This window comes from Achromobacter spanius, from assembly GCF_029637605.1.
Taxonomy (GTDB): Bacteria; Pseudomonadota; Gammaproteobacteria; order Burkholderiales; family Burkholderiaceae_B; genus Achromobacter; species Achromobacter spanius_E.
Map to the genome: position 1 here is coordinate 2955250 of NZ_CP121261.1, position 16192 is coordinate 2971441.

Annotated in this window: 14 protein-coding genes and 1 pseudogene; 4 read left to right on the forward strand and 11 right to left on the reverse strand. The window is 65.3% G+C overall.

From position 1 onward, the window contains the following. Window positions 1-41 precede the first annotated feature (41 nt). A complete protein-coding gene (locus P8T11_RS13135; RefSeq protein ID WP_268081533.1) occupies window positions 42-464 on the forward strand; it encodes a hypothetical protein in 423 nt (140 codons plus the stop codon). A 32-nt stretch (window positions 465-496) separates the two neighbouring features. Further along, entirely contained in the window at window positions 497-1228 is a 732-nt protein-coding gene (locus P8T11_RS13140; RefSeq protein ID WP_268081532.1) for a 16S rRNA (uracil(1498)-N(3))-methyltransferase, read from the forward strand. A 119-nt stretch (window positions 1229-1347) separates the two neighbouring features. Here P8T11_RS13140 and P8T11_RS13145 read toward each other — a convergent pair whose 3' ends face one another. The 4 genes from P8T11_RS13145 to P8T11_RS13160 form a co-directional block, all read right to left on the reverse strand. After that, a complete protein-coding gene (locus P8T11_RS13145; RefSeq protein ID WP_006222736.1) occupies window positions 1348-1815 on the reverse strand; it encodes a barstar family protein in 468 nt (155 codons plus the stop codon). Continuing rightward, window positions 1812-3041 carry a patatin-like phospholipase family protein gene (locus tag P8T11_RS13150; protein WP_268081531.1) on the reverse strand — a complete coding sequence of 410 codons (1230 nt, stop codon included), beginning with the start codon at window positions 3039-3041 and terminating at the stop codon, window positions 1812-1814. Before P8T11_RS13150 ends, P8T11_RS13145 begins: the two co-directional genes overlap by 4 nt. Beyond that, complete coding sequence (locus P8T11_RS13155; protein WP_268081530.1) at window positions 3022-5310, reverse strand: NADP-dependent malic enzyme; 2289 nt, start codon at window positions 5308-5310, stop codon at window positions 3022-3024. Before P8T11_RS13155 ends, P8T11_RS13150 begins: the two co-directional genes overlap by 20 nt. 133 nt (window positions 5311-5443) lie before the next feature. Next, entirely contained in the window at window positions 5444-6370 is a 927-nt protein-coding gene (locus tag P8T11_RS13160; RefSeq protein WP_268081529.1) for an FAD-binding protein, read from the reverse strand. 44 nt (window positions 6371-6414) lie between these two features. Between P8T11_RS13160 and P8T11_RS13165 the strand changes: the two genes are divergently transcribed. Further along, complete coding sequence (locus P8T11_RS13165; protein ID WP_268081528.1) at window positions 6415-7575, forward strand: pyridoxal phosphate-dependent aminotransferase; 1161 nt, start codon at window positions 6415-6417, stop codon at window positions 7573-7575. Window positions 7576-7632: 57 nt separating this feature from the next. Here P8T11_RS13165 and P8T11_RS13170 read toward each other — a convergent pair whose 3' ends face one another. Continuing rightward, window positions 7633-8445, reverse strand: a complete 813-nt coding sequence (locus P8T11_RS13170; RefSeq protein WP_268081527.1) for a lytic transglycosylase domain-containing protein — start codon at window positions 8443-8445, stop codon at window positions 7633-7635. An 83-nt stretch (window positions 8446-8528) separates the two neighbouring features. On the opposite strand from P8T11_RS13170, the gene ubiD reads away from it, so the two are divergent. Further along, window positions 8529-10073 (forward strand): 4-hydroxy-3-polyprenylbenzoate decarboxylase, encoded by a 1545-nt coding sequence (gene ubiD / locus P8T11_RS13175; protein WP_268081526.1) that lies wholly within the window; start codon window positions 8529-8531, stop codon window positions 10071-10073. Between the two features lie 87 nt (window positions 10074-10160). Here ubiD and P8T11_RS13180 read toward each other — a convergent pair whose 3' ends face one another. From P8T11_RS13180 to P8T11_RS13205, 6 genes and pseudogenes are all read right to left on the reverse strand, one after another. Beyond that, window positions 10161-10511, reverse strand: a complete 351-nt coding sequence (locus P8T11_RS13180; RefSeq protein WP_268081525.1) for a hypothetical protein — start codon at window positions 10509-10511, stop codon at window positions 10161-10163. Window positions 10512-10514: 3 nt separating this feature from the next. Next, window positions 10515-10928: a phage holin family protein gene (locus P8T11_RS13185; RefSeq protein ID WP_100854827.1), complete on the reverse strand. Its 414-nt coding sequence runs from the start codon at window positions 10926-10928 to the stop codon at window positions 10515-10517. Between the two features lie 51 nt (window positions 10929-10979). After that, window positions 10980-11297, reverse strand: coding sequence for a DUF883 family protein (locus P8T11_RS13190; RefSeq protein WP_268081524.1), 318 nt, complete (start codon window positions 11295-11297; stop codon window positions 10980-10982). Between the two features lie 84 nt (window positions 11298-11381). Next, the gene (locus P8T11_RS13195; protein WP_268081523.1) at window positions 11382-12107 is read right to left on the reverse strand and encodes a hypothetical protein; all 726 of its coding nucleotides are present in this window, start codon (window positions 12105-12107) and stop codon (window positions 11382-11384) included. Between the two features lie 62 nt (window positions 12108-12169). Then, window positions 12170-14815 carry a molybdopterin-dependent oxidoreductase gene (locus P8T11_RS13200; RefSeq protein WP_431521707.1) on the reverse strand — a complete coding sequence of 882 codons (2646 nt, stop codon included), beginning with the start codon at window positions 14813-14815 and terminating at the stop codon, window positions 12170-12172. Continuing rightward, a pseudogene (locus P8T11_RS13205) lies at window positions 14767-16192 on the reverse strand (NAD(P)/FAD-dependent oxidoreductase); the annotation flags it as partial. The pseudogene P8T11_RS13205 and the gene P8T11_RS13200, both read right to left, overlap by 49 nt.

The window sequence follows — 16192 nt, forward strand, 5'->3', positions numbered from 1 at the left end:
TCAGCTTGGAGCCCTGTATCTCTCTGATGGAGTCCCCTACCATGGGCCTCATGCTGAATCTGACCATCCCCATCGAAGGCTTCATGGCCCTGCGAAATGCCGTGGGCGAAGAACGTGCCGTAGCCTTGGCGCGGGCACTGGAGCACGCCCAGATCAAGGGCGAAGCCGATCTGGCCGCCAAGCTTCGGCAAGACTGGCGCAACGAAATGGCCACCATGATCGCCCCCTTCGCGCGCCGCGAAGAACTGGCCGAAATCCGCAATCAGATCGCGCAGTTGCCCACCCGCGAAGAACTCAAGCGTTTCGCCACGCACGAAGACCTGGCTGACCTGCGCGCCCTGTTCATGCGGCTGGACAAGAAAATGACGGTGGGGTTTCTGACGCTGCTGGGCCTGAACCTGGCGTCCAGCGCCCCGACCTTCCTGGAATGGGGGGTCAAGGTGGTAGGCTACGCGCTCAAATAACCTGATCGCCCGCCCCCCGCGCCCGAACGCCCATGTCCGCCCCCCGATTTTTCTGCGACATTCCCCTTGTTGCCGGCACCCGTGTCGCCTTGCCGGACGCCCTGGCACACCATGCGTTGCGCGTGCTGCGGCTGAAAGCAGGCGAAACCGTTGTGCTGTTCAATGGCCAGGGTGGCGAGTACGACGCCGTGCTTGAGGTCGATGGCAAGGCAGGCTTCGCCACGCTCGGCGATTTCAAGCCCCGCGAAGCCGAGCTTGCCGGGCGCATCACCCTGGTTCAGGGCTTGCCGTCGGGCGACAAGATGGATTGGGTGGTGGAAAAAGCGGTGGAACTGGGGGCAGTCCGCGTCAGCCCTATTGCCGCGCAACGCAGCGTGTTGCAGTTATCGGGGCCTCGGCTGGACAAGCGCGTTGCGCATTGGCAGCGCATTGCACAATCCGCCAGTGAGCAGTGCGGCCGCAACCGCCTGATGACGGTGGACGCGCCGCAAACGTTGGCTGAATGGCTGGCACAGCCCGCCGACGGGTTGCGCCTCTTGTGTCATCCAGAGGCCGCCGACGATCTGGCCGGCAAGCTGCGAGCCACGCCCGACTTATCGGCGCTGACCTTGCTGGTCGGGCCGGAAGGCGGATGGTCGGACAAGGAACTGGATCTGGCCCGCCACGCGGGCGTACAGGCCGTGCGGTTCGGTCCGCGCGTGCTGCGCACGGAGACGGCCGGGCTGGCCTTGCTGGCGGCCGTCAGCGCGTTGATGGGCTGGTAGCAGTTAGAACCCCGGGCGGCCACCAAGTGGTGACCAACCCTGTGGTGACAAACCCGCGACAAAGCAGCAACCCAGCGGCAACCCCCGCCGATCCGTCAAAGGCTTAGGCGGGTGCGCCTTCAGTCGTTTTCACCATAGGGCGCCGCCGCGACGCCGGGTTCCGGATCGGGGTGCTTGCCAGCGTGCTCAATGACGAACGCAAAAATGCGACCGTTCTCGCGGGCAAAATCGGCCGCGTCAGAACATACGGTTTCAATGCGGGCGGCGTCTTCTTCCAATACCGGGTCGCCCGAGTGCAACCGGTACAGCCACAACACGACACCAGTCTTGTGGTCCAGGACCGTATCGCACAGGCAGTCGTACAGGGCATCCAGGTTGCCGCCGAAGTATTCGGGAAAGTCCACCGCCTTGACAATGGCGCGCAGCACCGCGGAACGGCTGCGGGCGGGGTCGCAGTTGGCAACGAACAAGGCCAGGCCCAGCTCGTGGGAGGCATCCACGACGGCCTTCTTGTCCAGCCCCTCATGAGGCAGCGCTCCCCCGCGCAGAAGCTGCTTCTGCAACGTAGATTGGCCATTGCGCGTCATGCCTGAGCCTCCTTGAAAAAGGCGATCACTTCTTCGTTACGCTGCATCGTATCGGCATAACCCAGTTCAATCAATCGCTTGGTGTAGCTGGATTCGAACAGCAGATACGACATCAGCGCACCGCCCCCGGGACGGCCTGGATCGGACGATACACCGAGTACGCGGAAAAGGGCACGCGCTTGTGCGGGCATGTCTTGCAGGTGCTCAAGCGCCATCGTGTCCAGCGACTGGCTGGGCGTGATGGTCAGCACCTGAATGCGGCGCACATTGACCTGGACGCCGTCCGGCGTGGCGTGCTCCATCAGGGCATTGATGCGCTCCAACCGTTCCACGTCCACCGACAGGCCATCCAGGAAGATGCTGGACAGCGCATGCCCGCCCACCTGGGCCAAGGACGGATACGGTGGGGAATCTTCGCGGTTCTCGGGATGGGTATCGTCGCGAAAGCCCGTGCCTATCACCAGGACGCGGTGCGCGCCCAGATGAATGGCCGGGCTGATCGGCGCCAACTGGCGCATGGACCCGTCGCCGCACCATTCGCCCTTGCCATGCACCTGCACCTGCCGCGCGGGGAACACAAAAGGGATCGATGACGACGCCATCAGATGGTCGATGCTGATGGGCGTGGGGATGGCCAGCCGCAAATAGCGGTGCCAGGGTTCGATGGGCGCGTGCGCCTGGTAGAAGGTCAGGTGTTCGCCGCTGGTGTAGCCCGACGCCGTGATGGCCAGCGCCGACAGTGCGCCGCCTTCCAGGTTGGCGCGCAGATGATCGAAGTTCAGCACCCGTCCCAGCAGCGCCTCCATGGGGCCGTTGTCCAAGAGCGACTGCGGCCGCTTGCGCGTCAGCCCCGAATACATCCACCCCAGCGACAGCAGCCCCAGCCAGCGCACGCCCGTGCGTATCAGCCCGGGCGCGTCGGCGCGGTAGATCATGTCGGTATTCAGCGACGACCACAGCCGACGAATGCGGCGCACGCCCAGGTGCGGGCGATCGGCGCGGCAGGCCAGCGCGGCGGCGTTGATCGCGCCCGCGGACGTGCCGCAGATGATGTCAAAAGGGTTACGGAAGCGGGACTGCCAGTCGGGGTCCAGCAGCTCCATGATGGCGCTGAGCACGCCGACCTGATAGGCGGCGCGCGCGCCGCCCCCCGTCAGGACCAGGCCGATCGGCGTGCGCGGGCACGCCGGACCGGCGGGACTCACTTCAACGTGGCGTGTTGACATCGACCACAGTCATCGCGGTCATGTTGACGATGCGGCGCACGGTCGAGCTGGAGGTCAGGATATGCACCGGCGCATTGCAGCCCAACAGGAACGGGCCGACGGCCACGTTGCCGCCCGCCGCCGTCTTGAGCAGGTTGTAGGCAATGTTGCCCGAGTCCACGTTCGGGCACACCAGCAGATTGGCTTCGCCCTTCAATGTGGACGACGGCAGGATGCGCATGCGCAGCGCTTCGTCCAGCGCGCAGTCGCCGTGCATTTCGCCGTCGATCTCCAGTTCGGGTTCTTTTTCGCGCACGATTTCCAACGCGCGGCGCATCTTGGCGCCGGACGCCGAGCTGCCGGAACCGAAGTTCGAACGCGACAGCAGCGCCACCTTTGGCGCCAGGTACATCCGGCGCATTTCGTTGGCGGCGGAAATGGTGAATTCAGCGATCTGTTCCGCCGTGGGTTCGTCGTTGACGTGCGTGTCCACCAACACTACCGTGCGCTCATTGAGCAGCAGGATGTTCATGGCGGCGTACACGTTGTGCCCCGGGCGGCGGCCGATCACTTCATCCACGAAACGCAGGTGATCGTGATACGCCCCCACCGAGCCGCAGACCATGCCGTCCGCGTCGCCCAGGTGCACCATCATCGCGCCGATCAAGGTCATGCGGCGGCGCATTTCCACGCGCGCCATTTCCTTGGTGATGCCTCGGCGGCACATGCGTTCCCAGTATGTCGTCCAGTATTGATGGAACCGTTCGTCATACTCGGGGTTGGTGACTTCAACGTCTTCACCCAGGCGCAAGCGCAAGCCCAGTTTTTCGATGCGGGTCAGCAGCACCGACGGGCGGCCTACCAGGATGGGGCGGGCCAGACCTTCGTCCACCACCACCTGCACCGCGCGCAGCACGCGTTCATCTTCGCCTTCCGCGAACACGATGCGAGCGGGGCCACCCTCACGCACGATGCGCTTGGCGGCCGAAAACAGGGGCTTCATGAATGCGCCCGAGTGGTACACGAATTGCTGCAACTGCGCTTCGTAGGCTTCCAGGTCGGCCAGCGGGCGCGTGGCCACGCCGCCGTCCATCGCGGCCTTGGCCACCGCCGGCGCAATGCGCACGATCAGGCGAGGGTCAAACGGCTTGGGAATCAGATATTCCGGGCCAAACGAGATGTCGAACGTGCCATAGGCGGCGGCCACGACTTCGTTCTGTTCTTCCTGTGCCAACTGGGCAATGGCATAGACGGCCGCCATTTCCATTTCACGCGTGATGGTGGTGGCCCCCACGTCCAGCGCGCCTCGGAAGATGTACGGGAAGCACAGCACGTTGTTGACCTGGTTGGGGTAGTCGGACCGGCCGGTTGCCATGACCACGTCGTCGCGCACGCCATGCGCCAGTTCCGGCAGGATTTCCGGCGTGGGGTTGGCCAGCGCCAGGATCAACGGACGCGGCCCCATCGTGGCAACCATTTCCGGCTTCAGCACGCCACCGGCCGACAGGCCCAGGAACACGTCGGCGTCCTGGATCACTTCCGCCAGCTTGCGGGCATCGGTCTTTTGCGCAAAGCGCGCCTTGTCCGGGTCCATCAATTCGGTGCGGCCTTCGTAGACCACGCCTTCGATGTCGGTCACCCAGATGTTTTCCAGGGGCAGGCCCAGGTCCACCATCAAATCCAAACACGCGAGGGCGGCAGCGCCCGCGCCCGAGGTCACCACCTTGACCGTCTTGATGTCCTTGCCCACGACCTTCAGGCCGTTGATGAAGGCGGCCGACACGGTGATGGCGGTGCCGTGCTGGTCGTCGTGGAAGACCGGGATCTTCATGCGTTCACGCAGCTTGCGTTCCACGGTGAAGCACTCCGGCGCCTTGATGTCTTCCAGGTTGATGCCGCCGAAGGTGGCTTCCAGACCCGCAATGATCTCGACCAGCTTGTCGGGGTCGGTTTCATTGATTTCGATGTCGAACACGTCCAGGCCGGCGAACTTCTTGAACAGCACCGCCTTGCCTTCCATGACCGGCTTGGAGGCCAGCGCGCCGATATTGCCCAGGCCCAGCACGGCCGTACCATTGGTGATCACACCCACCAGGTTGCCGCGCGCGGTGTAGCGAAACACGTTGGCCGGGTCAGCCACGATTTCCTCACAAGCCGCCGCCACACCCGGCGAATACGCCAGCGCCAGGTCGCGCTGATTCGTCAATTGCTTGGTCGGCGTGACCGAGATTTTGCCGGGGCGGCCGGCCTCGTGATATTCAAGGGCGGCTTTGCGAAGGTTGGCATCCATATGGGCGGCTACAGGCTGGTAAGTGAAACAGAGGGTGGAATTCTATTCCCATGACGGCCGTCGCGGTATGCCCGCGCGGCCTCTCCCTTCGGTCGGGACAGGCGGCCGAATCTTACATTAAGCTGAACGATTGTCAGGTTTCATTGGACAGAAATAGGGGAAAACGACCATGCGGGTCGAACAGCGCCTTGACCCGCGCGTCGAGCCGGAACGTGGCAAGCCCGGGCGTTTGTGGTTCAGATGGGGGGAAGAAAGGCGCTGCCGGCGCCTCGGTCAGCGTGACGCTTTGCACCCACGCCAGCGTCCCGCCGTGACCCAGCAGCAGATGGGCCAGATTGACGGTGGCCGGGGCCTCGGGTTTAAGCGCGTCCAGCCGATAACGTCCCAGCCAGTGATCGCCGTCCCGCGTGGCAAAGGCGTCGCCGCCCGAAGCCAACTGGAACAGCGAGGGCACCAGGCTTTGCACGGTGGCTGAGCGCAGCGGCTGGACATCGGCCTCGCCAAACGGTCCCAGCGTTTCCTCGACGCCGTCGGCCAACATGACATCCACCGTCAGCACGCCCGAGGCGGCGCAGCGGCCAGCAGGCCAGGGCGCTGGCGCGGCCAGCCATTCGGCCAGGGTCATGGCATCCGGAAAACCCGCGAACTGCCTCAAGCCGGCCTGGACCAAGGCCGCCATGGGCACGCCAGGCTGCGCCCGCCAACGCGGAGGGTTGGCCGCCGGGTAACTGCCTGGGGCACTGCCCGACTCGCCAACCAAGCGGGCCAGGCCGGCCAGGCGCGACGGATCAATCCGCAGGCGCGGCTCGGGGGACGGCGCATAAGGCCCCGTCGCCCCCTCCAACGTCATCACCACGCCATACTCGGCACACAGCGTGCGCGCATGGGCCACGTCGGCATCGCGCGTGGGCGTCAGGATGGCCTGCGCACCGCCCGGACCGTTCTCGCCCAAATCATTGACTTGCCCCTGGCACAGCAGCTTCAAGCGCTGCATAAAAGCGGCCCACGGCGTTTGCGCGGGCCGCCTACCAAGCAGGAAGGCGCGCCGGGATGGCTGCATGACTACAATTCCTTTTTGCTTCAAAGACGCTTTTCGAGAATCCAATGCCCCGCCTTGCTACTCGCACCCATGACTTTCTGACCTTCCAGGTAGTGGAACTTTTCAAGCAGGCGCAAGCGCTACAGGCGACGGGCAAGGACATTATCAGCCTGGGCATCGGCGAACCGGACTTTACCGCGCCGCCCCAGGTGGTGGAAGCGCTGGAACGCGCCGCGCGCGCCGGCCTGAGCGGCTACGGCCCACCCGCCGGCCTGATGCCGCTGCGCGAGGCCATTGCGCAGTTCTACCACGACCGGTTCGGCGCCAGGATCAATCCGGCGCGCGTCATTGTCACGGCGGGGGCGTCCGGTGCGCTCACGTTGGCCTGCGCGGCGCTGGTCAACCACGGCGGCGAAGTCCTGATGCCGGACCCGTCCTACCCCGCCAACAGCAACTTCGTGCTGGCGGCCGGCGGCGTGCCGCGCCTGATCCCGAGTTCGGCCGAAAAGCGGTTCCAGCTTTCGGCGGCTGACGTGGCCCAGCACTGGACGCCCGCCACCCAGGGCGTGCTGGTGGCGTCCCCAAGCAACCCCACCGGCACCTCCATTGCCCATGCCGAATTGGCGGAACTGCTGGCGCAGGTTCGCGCACGCGACGGCTTTGCCATCGTCGACGAAATCTACCTGGGACTGTCATATGAAGGCCAGCCGAAGTCGGCCCTGACCCTGGACGATGACATCATCGTCATCAACAGTTTTTCGAAGTACTTCCATATGACGGGCTGGCGACTGGGCTGGATGATCGTTCCCGAAGACATGGTGGCGCCGGTTGAGAAAATTGCCGCCAGCCTGGCGATCTGCGCGCCCACCCTGGCCCAGCACGCCGCGCTGGCCTGCTTCACCGAGCAGGCGATGAAAACCTTCGAACACCGCCGCGAAGCGTTCAAGCAGCGCCGCGACTACCTGTTGCCCGAATTCGAGCGCTTGGGCATCCATGTGCCCGTCAAACCGGACGGCGCGTTCTATATCTACGCCGACATCAGCAACCTGGGCATGGACAGCGCCGCATTTTCGCAGCGCCTGCTGCTGGAAGCCGGGGTTGCCGCCGTGCCGGGCCTGGACTTCGGACCGGCCCATGGCAGCCACACCATGCGCTTTTCCTACGCCACCGGCCTGGACCGGCTGGAAGAGGCCGTGGCGCGCATCGGCAAACTGCTGCAACGCTGACCAAAAAAAAGCGCGCTTCGGAAAGAAGCGCGCTTGGGGTCCGAGCGGCCGGCAGCGTCAGTCGCGCGCCAGCGCAATGCCCGAGGCCAGCGCCAGGCGCCGGCGTTCCGCCTGCACTTTGGCGCCGTAGCCATTGTCATTCGGTCCGGTGGCGCCCACGTAGCAGGCAAGCCCGGCGTCGACGGATCCGCGACGGTTGATGCAATCGCGCAGAATCGTGGCGCCCACGCCGATGTTGGCGGAGGGGTCCAGCGGGTCCTTGCCCACGGCGTCGAACTTTTCCTGATGCACGCTGGTCATGACCTGCATCAGGCCCTGCGCGCCCACGTGGCTTTCGGCCAAGGGGTTGTAGCGGGATTCGATGGCGATGACGGCCAGCACCAGCAGGGGGTCAAGCTTCTTTTCGCGGCTGACCTTGTACACGGTGTTCAACAGCGGACCGGTGGCGTCATAGGCCACCTTGTATTTGCGCGAAATATAGTTGCGCAAGGCCTCCGCCTGGGGTCCCGTTGCCGACACGGCAGGCTTTTTGGGCGGCGCGACGCGCGCAGGCCCCAGCATGCCGGTGGCGTTGCTGGCGGGAGCGGTTGGTACGGCCATGGCAATTGCCGACGCAGTGTCGGAACCCAATTCGGAACCGGCATCGGAATCGGTGCCGGATTGCATGGATGAAGGCGCTAGGGCGGTCAACAAGGCTTTGTGCACTTGCAATGCCTGGTCGCGCAAACCGGGCAGGGCAAATCCCATACTTACCGTCACAATCACCGCGATGCCCAGATAGACTGAACAGATTCGCAAGCACTCGGCAAGATACTGGTGCACTCCTTGGGCCATATTCCTGAACAGGCTGGCCACTGACGCATCGGGCATGAAAACCTCCTGCGTGGAAAAAGAGGGAGTCAATGTTAACCTCTCTTTCGACCTCAAATGTAACCAAATCGCTGGGATCTGTAGTGAAATACCGCGACCTTAGAGACTTCCTCGCCCAACTTGAACGCATGGGCGAGCTCAAACGCATTGCCGCGCCCGTGTCCACGCGCCTGGAAATGACCGAAATTTCCGACCGCGTGCTGCGCGCCGAAGGCCCCGCCCTGCTGTTTGAAAAAGCCCTCCACGACGGCCAACCGGCGCAGATGCCGGTGCTGACCAATCTGTTCGGCACCCCTTCCCGGGTGGCGCGCGGCATGGGCGCCAACAACGTCAGCGCACTGCGCGACATCGGCGAGCTGCTGGCGTCGCTGCGCGAACCCGAGGCGCCCAAGGGCCTGCGCGATGCATTGGCCAAAGTGTCGATGCTGAAGGCCGCGCTGTGGGACATGAGCCCCAAGAACGTGAAAAGCCCGGCTTGCCAGGAAGTGGTCTGGGAAGGCAAGGACGTGGATCTGACCCGCCTGCCGATCCAGACCTGCTGGCCGGGCGATGTGGCGCCGCTGCTGACCTGGGGCCTGGTGATCACACGCGGCCCCAATGCCAAGCGGCAAAACCTGGGCATCTACCGCCAGCAGTTGCTGGGGCCGAACAAGCTGATCATGCGCTGGCTGTCGCATCGCGGGGGCGCGCTGGATTTTCGCGACCACGCCCTGGCCAACCCCGGCACGCCCTTCCCCATCGCCGTGGCGTTGGGCGCCGACCCGGCCACCACGCTGGGCGCCGTCACCCCCGTGCCCGACAGCCTGTCTGAATACCAGTTTGCCGGCCTGCTGCGCGGTTCGCGCACCGAAGTCGCGCAGGCCTTGGGCAGCAACCTGTCGGTGCCGGCCTGGGCCGAGATCGTGCTGGAAGGGCATCTGCTGCCGTCCTCCGACCCGCGCGCCGTCAAGCCCGTGGTGCCCGAAGGCGTCAATCCGCCGCCCAACAGCGATTATGAAATGGCGCTGGAAGGCCCCTACGGCGACCACACCGGTTACTACAACGAGCAGGACTGGTTCCCCGTCTTCACGGTCGAGCGGATCACGATGCGGCGCAACCCCCTGTATCACTCCACCTACACCGGCAAACCGCCCGACGAACCCGCCGTGCTGGGCGTTGCGCTGAACGAAGTCTTCGTGCCGCTCTTGCGCCGCCAACTGCCGGAAATCGTCGACTTCTATCTGCCCCCCGAAGGTTGCAGCTACCGGCTGGCCGTGGTGTCGATCCGCAAGCAGTACGCGGGCCACGCCAAGCGCGTCATGTTCGGGCTGTGGAGCATTCTGCGCCAGTTCATGTACACCAAGTTCATCGTGGTGGTGGACGAAGACATCAACCCGCGCGACTGGAAAGAAGTGGTGTGGGCCATGACAACCCGCATGGACCCCGTGCGCGACACGCTGCTGGTGGAAAACACGCCTATCGACTACCTGGACTTCGCCTCGCCGGTGTCCGGACTGGGCGGCAAGATGGGGCTGGACGCCACCAACAAATGGCCCGGCGAAACCCAGCGCGAATGGGGCACGCCCATCACGATGGATGCCGAAGTCAAGAAACGCGTGGACGATATCTGGGGCCAGTTGGGCCTGTAGCGCCTCAGCACAAGCTATCCGCACTATGTAAAAACCCCCGCTTTTTTTCAAAAGGCGGGGGTTTTTTCCGAGGCACAACGCGGGACCCTATTGATCGTCCTCGCGGGAACTGCGCCACATCTTGAACAATTGCCAGCCGACCAACGCGCCGCCAGCGATTTTCAGCAGCTTGAACCGTTTGCCGCCCCGCATCAGCAGCGTCGACAAGGACGAACTGACCAGCGGATAGCGGCGCGCCATGGTGATGGCCTGCAGGGCCCAACGCGAGGCGCCGCCCGAGGCCAGCCGGGGCAAGAGCCCCCGGATGATCGAGGCGGGTTCCAGCCTCTGGCCGGTTGTCACGATGTCATGCACCAACGATTCACGTTCGATGGCGGCGCGGGCGCGCAGCAGCTCGATACGCACGGCGCGATCCACGACGGGAGACCTTTTCGACATGGTTCAGTCCTCCTCGCGCCGACGCGCCGGGGGATCGTCGTCTTGCGCATCACGCACCCGTTCCAGCAGTTCCGCATCGCGGCTCAGCTCATCCAGGGTGGCCGCGAAAGGCGGCGCGCCATAGACCAGTCCGTGGCGCACAACCAGCAGCAACACAATGCCGACAATGCCGTAGAACGCCGCCAACAGGCCCAAGGCCATGTAGCGGTCTTCGGTGGGCCAGAACAGCACCGCCACCGTCACCGTGAACACCAGCACCGCAAGCGTCAAAAACAGCAACGCCGCAAATGCCATGCCCAGCAGTTTGAGCAGGCGCGCCTTTTCATCGGCGGCTTCCAGTGCCAGAAGCTCCAAGCGCGTTCGCAACAGTCCGACCAGACTGGAGGCAACGCCGAAAACAGATTTTCGTAGACCCATGGCGTCTGGAACGTCAAAGGCGGGCAGTGCCCGCCTTTGACGCTCAAGCCCTTAGCGGCGGCTGATCAGCAAGCCGAGCAGCAGGCCGGTCACGCCTGCGATGCCGATGGCTTGCCAGGGATTGTCATGCACGTAGTCGTCGGTGGCGCGTGCGGCTTTGCGGCCACGCTCCAACACGGCGTCTTGTGCTTCGTAGAGGGCTTCGCGCGTGCGCTTGAGCGAGGTCATGGCGCGTTCACGCAATTCGTTGGCCTTGTCGCCGGTGGTGCCGGCTGCTTCGCGCAGCAGGTTTTCGGCGTCGGTCAGGCTGGTCTTGACACTGTCGATGAGTTTTTCTTTTGCGACTTCTTCGGATTTTCTCGTGGCCATTTTATTGAGCTCCTGTTGTGTGTCTATGACGAAAACATCATACCAGCCGCCTTGCCCGCGACAAGGCGTGCTTGATACCGTGTGCTACTTGATCTGCGTAATTTCAACGGCCGATTTGACGCCGCCCTGATCGATGTCTTGCTTCATCACCAGATTCACCGCCGGGCAATACCAATCGGTGACCGTGGTGTTCATGCCGGGGATGGGAATGGTCAGGCCTTGGAAGGTGGCCATGGTGGGATCCGAGTTGCGCGTGTACTTGACGGGATGGCACGACTGGTTGCCCAAAGCCGTGTTCAACGAGGTCTTTTGGCCCACGCTTTTTTCGCCGATGCGAACCGTGGTGCTGGGCTGACCACCCACCGGCGCTTCCTTGCCGATCTTCAAACGAAACGACGAACCCGGCAGCTTCTGGCCTGCGTTCAGATTGCCGTCGTAAGCGAACAGGCCCAGCATGCGCAGGTCGAACTGGCCTTCGGACGGCTTCGGCGCTTCGCCCGCGGTGGCATAGCGCACGAAGGTGGCCTGGCCGCCCTTCACCGTCATCAGGTAGTCAAGCTTGGACTTGCCCGGTGGCAGGCCGGCGTAGCCGAAGGTGGCCACGCCTTGCACGCGCGCCCGGCAGTTATCGCCATTGCTTTTTGTAACCTCGGTGAAGCTCAGGTCCGCGCCCAGGGCCAGGTTGCCCGAGCCGGTCAACTGCACCGCACCGCCGTCATGCATGAACTGGGCGTCGCACACGCCCGCCTGCACCGACGCGGCCGCGCCCAGCGCGCCCACGCAAAACACCAAGGATGCGATTTTTTGCATCGTCACTAGCCACTCCAGAATTCAGGACAGGCCGCCCACGGCTGGCGGCGGCTGGCTTGATACTACACCGGTTGCCGTGCCTGACATATGTCCACTCGTGTCGAGGCGCGGGCGATCAACGCGCGCACTTCGGGCACGCAGGAACCGCAACCCGTGCCGCATCCCAAGGTGGACTTCAGCCCGTCCAGATCGCATCCGCGCGCAATGCCCGCCAGGATCGCGGACTCGCTGACGCCGATGCATGCGCAAACCGTACGCGATCGCGCCGGCCCGCTGATGCGCCCCGCCAGCAAGGCGGACACGCTGGCGGGCGCCTTGCCGCCAGCGGCCCAGGACAGCAAGGCGTCCTGCGCCCGCAGGTCCCCCGCCAGCAGGAAAGCGCGCAGGCCGCCCTCGGCCACCGCCACCCGGCGCAGCTTGCCTTGCGCCAGGTCATCGAACACCACGTCGGCCTGGCAAAGATCCAGCGACTGCGCCAATTCGGCGAGCACGTCGTTGTCTGGCGCCTGCGCCGCGGCCACGCGAATGCGCACGCCGCCCGCGCTGGATGGCAACACCACCGCGTAGTCAAAGCGGCGCAGCCAGGGCGCCAGGCGCGCGCGCAAGGCCACCGAGTCGCCTTGTAGCCAGCCTGACGCCTGCCAGGGCAGCGCGGCGGGTTCAACGGCAACGGCGCTGAATTTCAATTCGGGCTGGCGCGAAAAGGGATCCGTGGCCGGACTGGCCAGCGCGTTCACGCCCAGGCCCGCCATGTAGGCGCTGCCCCAATGCATGGGCAAGAAGGCGTGACCGCGTTGCAGCCCTTCGTCCGCCTGCACGGGTAGCACCACACTGCCCCGCCGCGAACGCAGCCGAGCCAGGGCGCCCGACGCCAGACCCAGCCGCTGCAAAGTATCAGGATGCAGAGACAGCCACGGCTCTTCAACATGCTGCGTCAATACGCGCGCTAACGACGTGCGCGCCATCGTGTGCCAGTGGTCGCGCAAACGGCCGGTCGTCAGCGGCATGGGGAAGTCTGGCGTGAGCGCGTCGGCGGGCGGTAGATAGCGCACATCGCAAAATCGCGCGCGGCCGTTGGGGGTGGGAAACGCGCCGTCGGCGTAGAGGCGCGCCGTGCCCTGCCCCGCCCGATAGGGCCACTGCTGCGGGCCATCCCGATCCAGGATGCCGTAGTCCAGCGCGCTGTAATCCAGATCGCGTCCGGCCGTCGTGCGGACGTGTTCCGCGAAGACTTCGCTTTCGTCGCGGTACGCAAACGCCGCTGCCTTGTCCGGCGCGATGCGGGCCGCCAGACGCTGCGCCACCGCCTGCGCCAGCCGCCAATCCGGCTGCGCATCGCCGGGCGGCGATACAGCGGCATGCACGCGGCTGACGCGGCGTTCGGAATTGGTGACCGTGCCCGATTTCTCGGGCCAGGTGGCGGCGGGCAGCACCAGGTCGGCGTAGGGCAGCGTCTCCGTGCCGGCAAAGGCCTCTTGCACGATCACGAACTCGGCTTGCTCCAAGGCCGCCCGCACGCGGGCCTGATCCGGCAGCGACTGCGCCGGGTTGGTTGCCGCAATCCACAGCACTTTCACGCGGCCCTCCAGCACGGCGTCGAAGAGCTCCAGTGCGGTGGCGCCCGGCGTGTCGGGCAGTCGGTCCACGCCCCACAGCGCCGCGACCTCGGCGCGGTCCTGGGCCACAGCCGGGTCGCGGTGGCCCGGCAGTAATGTCGCCATGCCGCCAGCTTCGCGCCCGCCCATGGCGTTGGGCTGGCCGGTCAGCGAAAACGGCCCCGCGCCCGGCTTGCCGATCTGACCGGTGGCCAGATGCAGGTGGATCAGCGCGGTGTTCTTGTCGGTGCCCTGGGTCGATTGGTTCAGGCCCATCGTGTAGAGCGACAGCGCCGCGCCGCCGCTTCCGAACCAGCGCGCGGCCTGGATGATGTCGGCGGCCGGCACGCCGCAAATGTCCTGCACCACGGTCGGGGGATACGCTTCCACGGTATGCATCAGCGTGTCAAAGCCGTCGGTATGGCGGTCGATGTAGGCCCGGTTGATCCGTCCTTCGCGCACCATCACGTGCAACATGGCATGAAAAAGCGCCACGTCCGTGCCCGGTGCGATGGGCAGGTGCAAGTCAGCGAACGCGGCGGTATCCGTGCGGCGGGGGTCCACCACGATCACCTTCATGCCGGGCCGGCGCGCGCGGGCCGCTTCCAGGCGGCGAAACAGCACGGGGTGGGCGTACGCCATGTTGGAACCGGCGATCAGCACGGTGTCGGCCAGGTCCAGGTCGTCGTAGCAGGCGGGCGGCGCATCCGCGCCCAGGGTGCGCTTGTAGCCGGACACCGCGCTGGACATGCACAGCCTGGAATTGGTGTCGATATTGTTGGTGCCGGCCAGCGCGCGCGCCAGCTTGTTGAAGACGGCGTAGTCTTCGGTCAGCAACTGGCCCGACAGGTAAAACCCTAAGGCGTCCGGCCCGTGCGTCAGTATCGTATCGGCCAGCTTTTGCGCCGCGATGTCCAGTGCTTGATCCAGGGCAATGTCCTGATGCGCCGCGCCGCGTGACTCGCGCCATTGCGCCGACAGCACGCGCGCGCCGTCTCGCCGCACCGTGTCGGCCAGGGCCAGGCCCTTGCTGCACAGCTTGCCGTGATTGGCGGGATGATCTTCATCGCCACGCACCCGCAGCACCGCGCCGTCGCGCACCTGCACGCGCACGCCGCATCCCGTGCCGCAATAGCAGCAGACCGAACGCAGCTCGCGATCGCCCTCATGCGCGCCGCCCTCATTCGACAGCGGCACGATCCTGCGCAACGGCATGTCCATGGTTTATCCGCCCGCCGCCGCGTTCTCAAGCCCATCACCGGCGAACTCACCCGCCATCAACTGATCGCGCAGCGCGCCAATGCCCTGCCCTTCGCGCATCAAGCGCACATACCAACTGCTGTCGGCCGTGTCGCCATACAGGCACGCGCCCACCAGCTTGTCGTCGCTGATCACCAGCTTCTTGTAGACACCGTCCAGCGCATCAGCCAGCACGATCGTCTCGGTGTGCGCGCCGCCCGTGAAGTCCCCGGCTGAAAACAGGTCGATGCCCGTCACCTTCAGTTTCGTGGACGTGATGCTGCCTTCGTATCGGCCTATGCCATGCATGGCCAGATGATTGGCGGCCACCTTCGCCTGCTCGAACAAGGGCGCGACCAGGCCATAGGCCGTGCCACGATGGCTGACGCATTCGCCCACCGCGTAGATGCGCGGGTCATAGGTCTGCAAGGTATCGGTCACCACGATGCCGCGATCCACCCGCAAGCCGCAGCTTTCCGCCAGCGCCGTATTCGGCCGCACGCCCACCGCCATCACCACCAGGTCCGCTGGCACTTCCGCGCCATCCGCAAACCGCAGCGCGCGCACGCGTCCATCGTCGCCCGCGACGATCTCGCGGGTCTGGCGTTGCAGCAGGAAAGTCAGGCCGCGCGCCTCCAGGCTGCGCCGCAACAGCGCGGCCGCTTCAAGATCCAACTGGCGGTCCAGCAATGCCGCGCCCAGATGCACCACCGATACGTTCATGCCTCGGGCGGCCAGGCCATTGGCGGCTTCCAGGCCCAGCAACCCGCCGCCGATCACCACCGCGTTGCGGTAGCGCGACGACGCCTCGATCATCCGGTTCACATCGTCGATATCGCGAAACGCGACCACGCCGTCCAGGTCGTGGCCCGGCACCGGCAGGATGGTCGGGTTCGACCCCGTGGCCAGCAGCAGGCGGTCATAGGCGGCTTCGGTGCCATCGTCGCAATGCACTCGGCGGCGCCCCCGATCCACCCGCGTGACCTTGCGGTTGCACAGCAGCCGGATGCCGTGCCGCGCATACCAGGCTTCATCGTTCAGCATGATGTCCTGCAAGGTCTGCTCCCCGGTCAGCACCGGGGACAGCAGGATGCGGTTGTAGTTGGTGTAGGGCTCGGCGCCGATCACCGTGATGTCGTAGAGCTCGGGCGCCTGCGCCAGCAGCTCTTCCACCGTGCGGATACCGGCCATGCCGTTGCCCACCACCACCAGCCTGGGCTTGGCGCCCGTGTTGGGTGTCGTCGCGCCCAT

Coding starts and splice junctions, on each gene's coding strand:
- P8T11_RS13190 (WP_268081524.1), bottom strand. CDS start 11,297: ATGGCCACGAGAAAATCCGAAGAAGTCGCAAAAGAAAAACTCATCGAC.
- P8T11_RS13135 (WP_268081533.1), top strand. CDS start 42: ATGGGCCTCATGCTGAATCTGACCATCCCCATCGAAGGCTTCATGGCC.
- P8T11_RS13155 (WP_268081530.1), bottom strand. CDS start 5,310: ATGGATGCCAACCTTCGCAAAGCCGCCCTTGAATATCACGAGGCCGGC.
- P8T11_RS13170 (WP_268081527.1), bottom strand. CDS start 8,445: ATGCCCGATGCGTCAGTGGCCAGCCTGTTCAGGAATATGGCCCAAGGA.
- P8T11_RS13165 (WP_268081528.1), top strand. CDS start 6,415: ATGCCCCGCCTTGCTACTCGCACCCATGACTTTCTGACCTTCCAGGTA.
- P8T11_RS13160 (WP_268081529.1), bottom strand. CDS start 6,370: ATGCAGCCATCCCGGCGCGCCTTCCTGCTTGGTAGGCGGCCCGCGCAA.
- P8T11_RS13150 (WP_268081531.1), bottom strand. CDS start 3,041: ATGTCAACACGCCACGTTGAAGTGAGTCCCGCCGGTCCGGCGTGCCCG.
- P8T11_RS13185 (WP_100854827.1), bottom strand. CDS start 10,928: ATGGGTCTACGAAAATCTGTTTTCGGCGTTGCCTCCAGTCTGGTCGGA.
- P8T11_RS13145 (WP_006222736.1), bottom strand. CDS start 1,815: ATGACGCGCAATGGCCAATCTACGTTGCAGAAGCAGCTTCTGCGCGGG.
- P8T11_RS13180 (WP_268081525.1), bottom strand. CDS start 10,511: ATGTCGAAAAGGTCTCCCGTCGTGGATCGCGCCGTGCGTATCGAGCTG.
- P8T11_RS13195 (WP_268081523.1), bottom strand. CDS start 12,107: ATGCAAAAAATCGCATCCTTGGTGTTTTGCGTGGGCGCGCTGGGCGCG.
- P8T11_RS13140 (WP_268081532.1), top strand. CDS start 497: ATGTCCGCCCCCCGATTTTTCTGCGACATTCCCCTTGTTGCCGGCACC.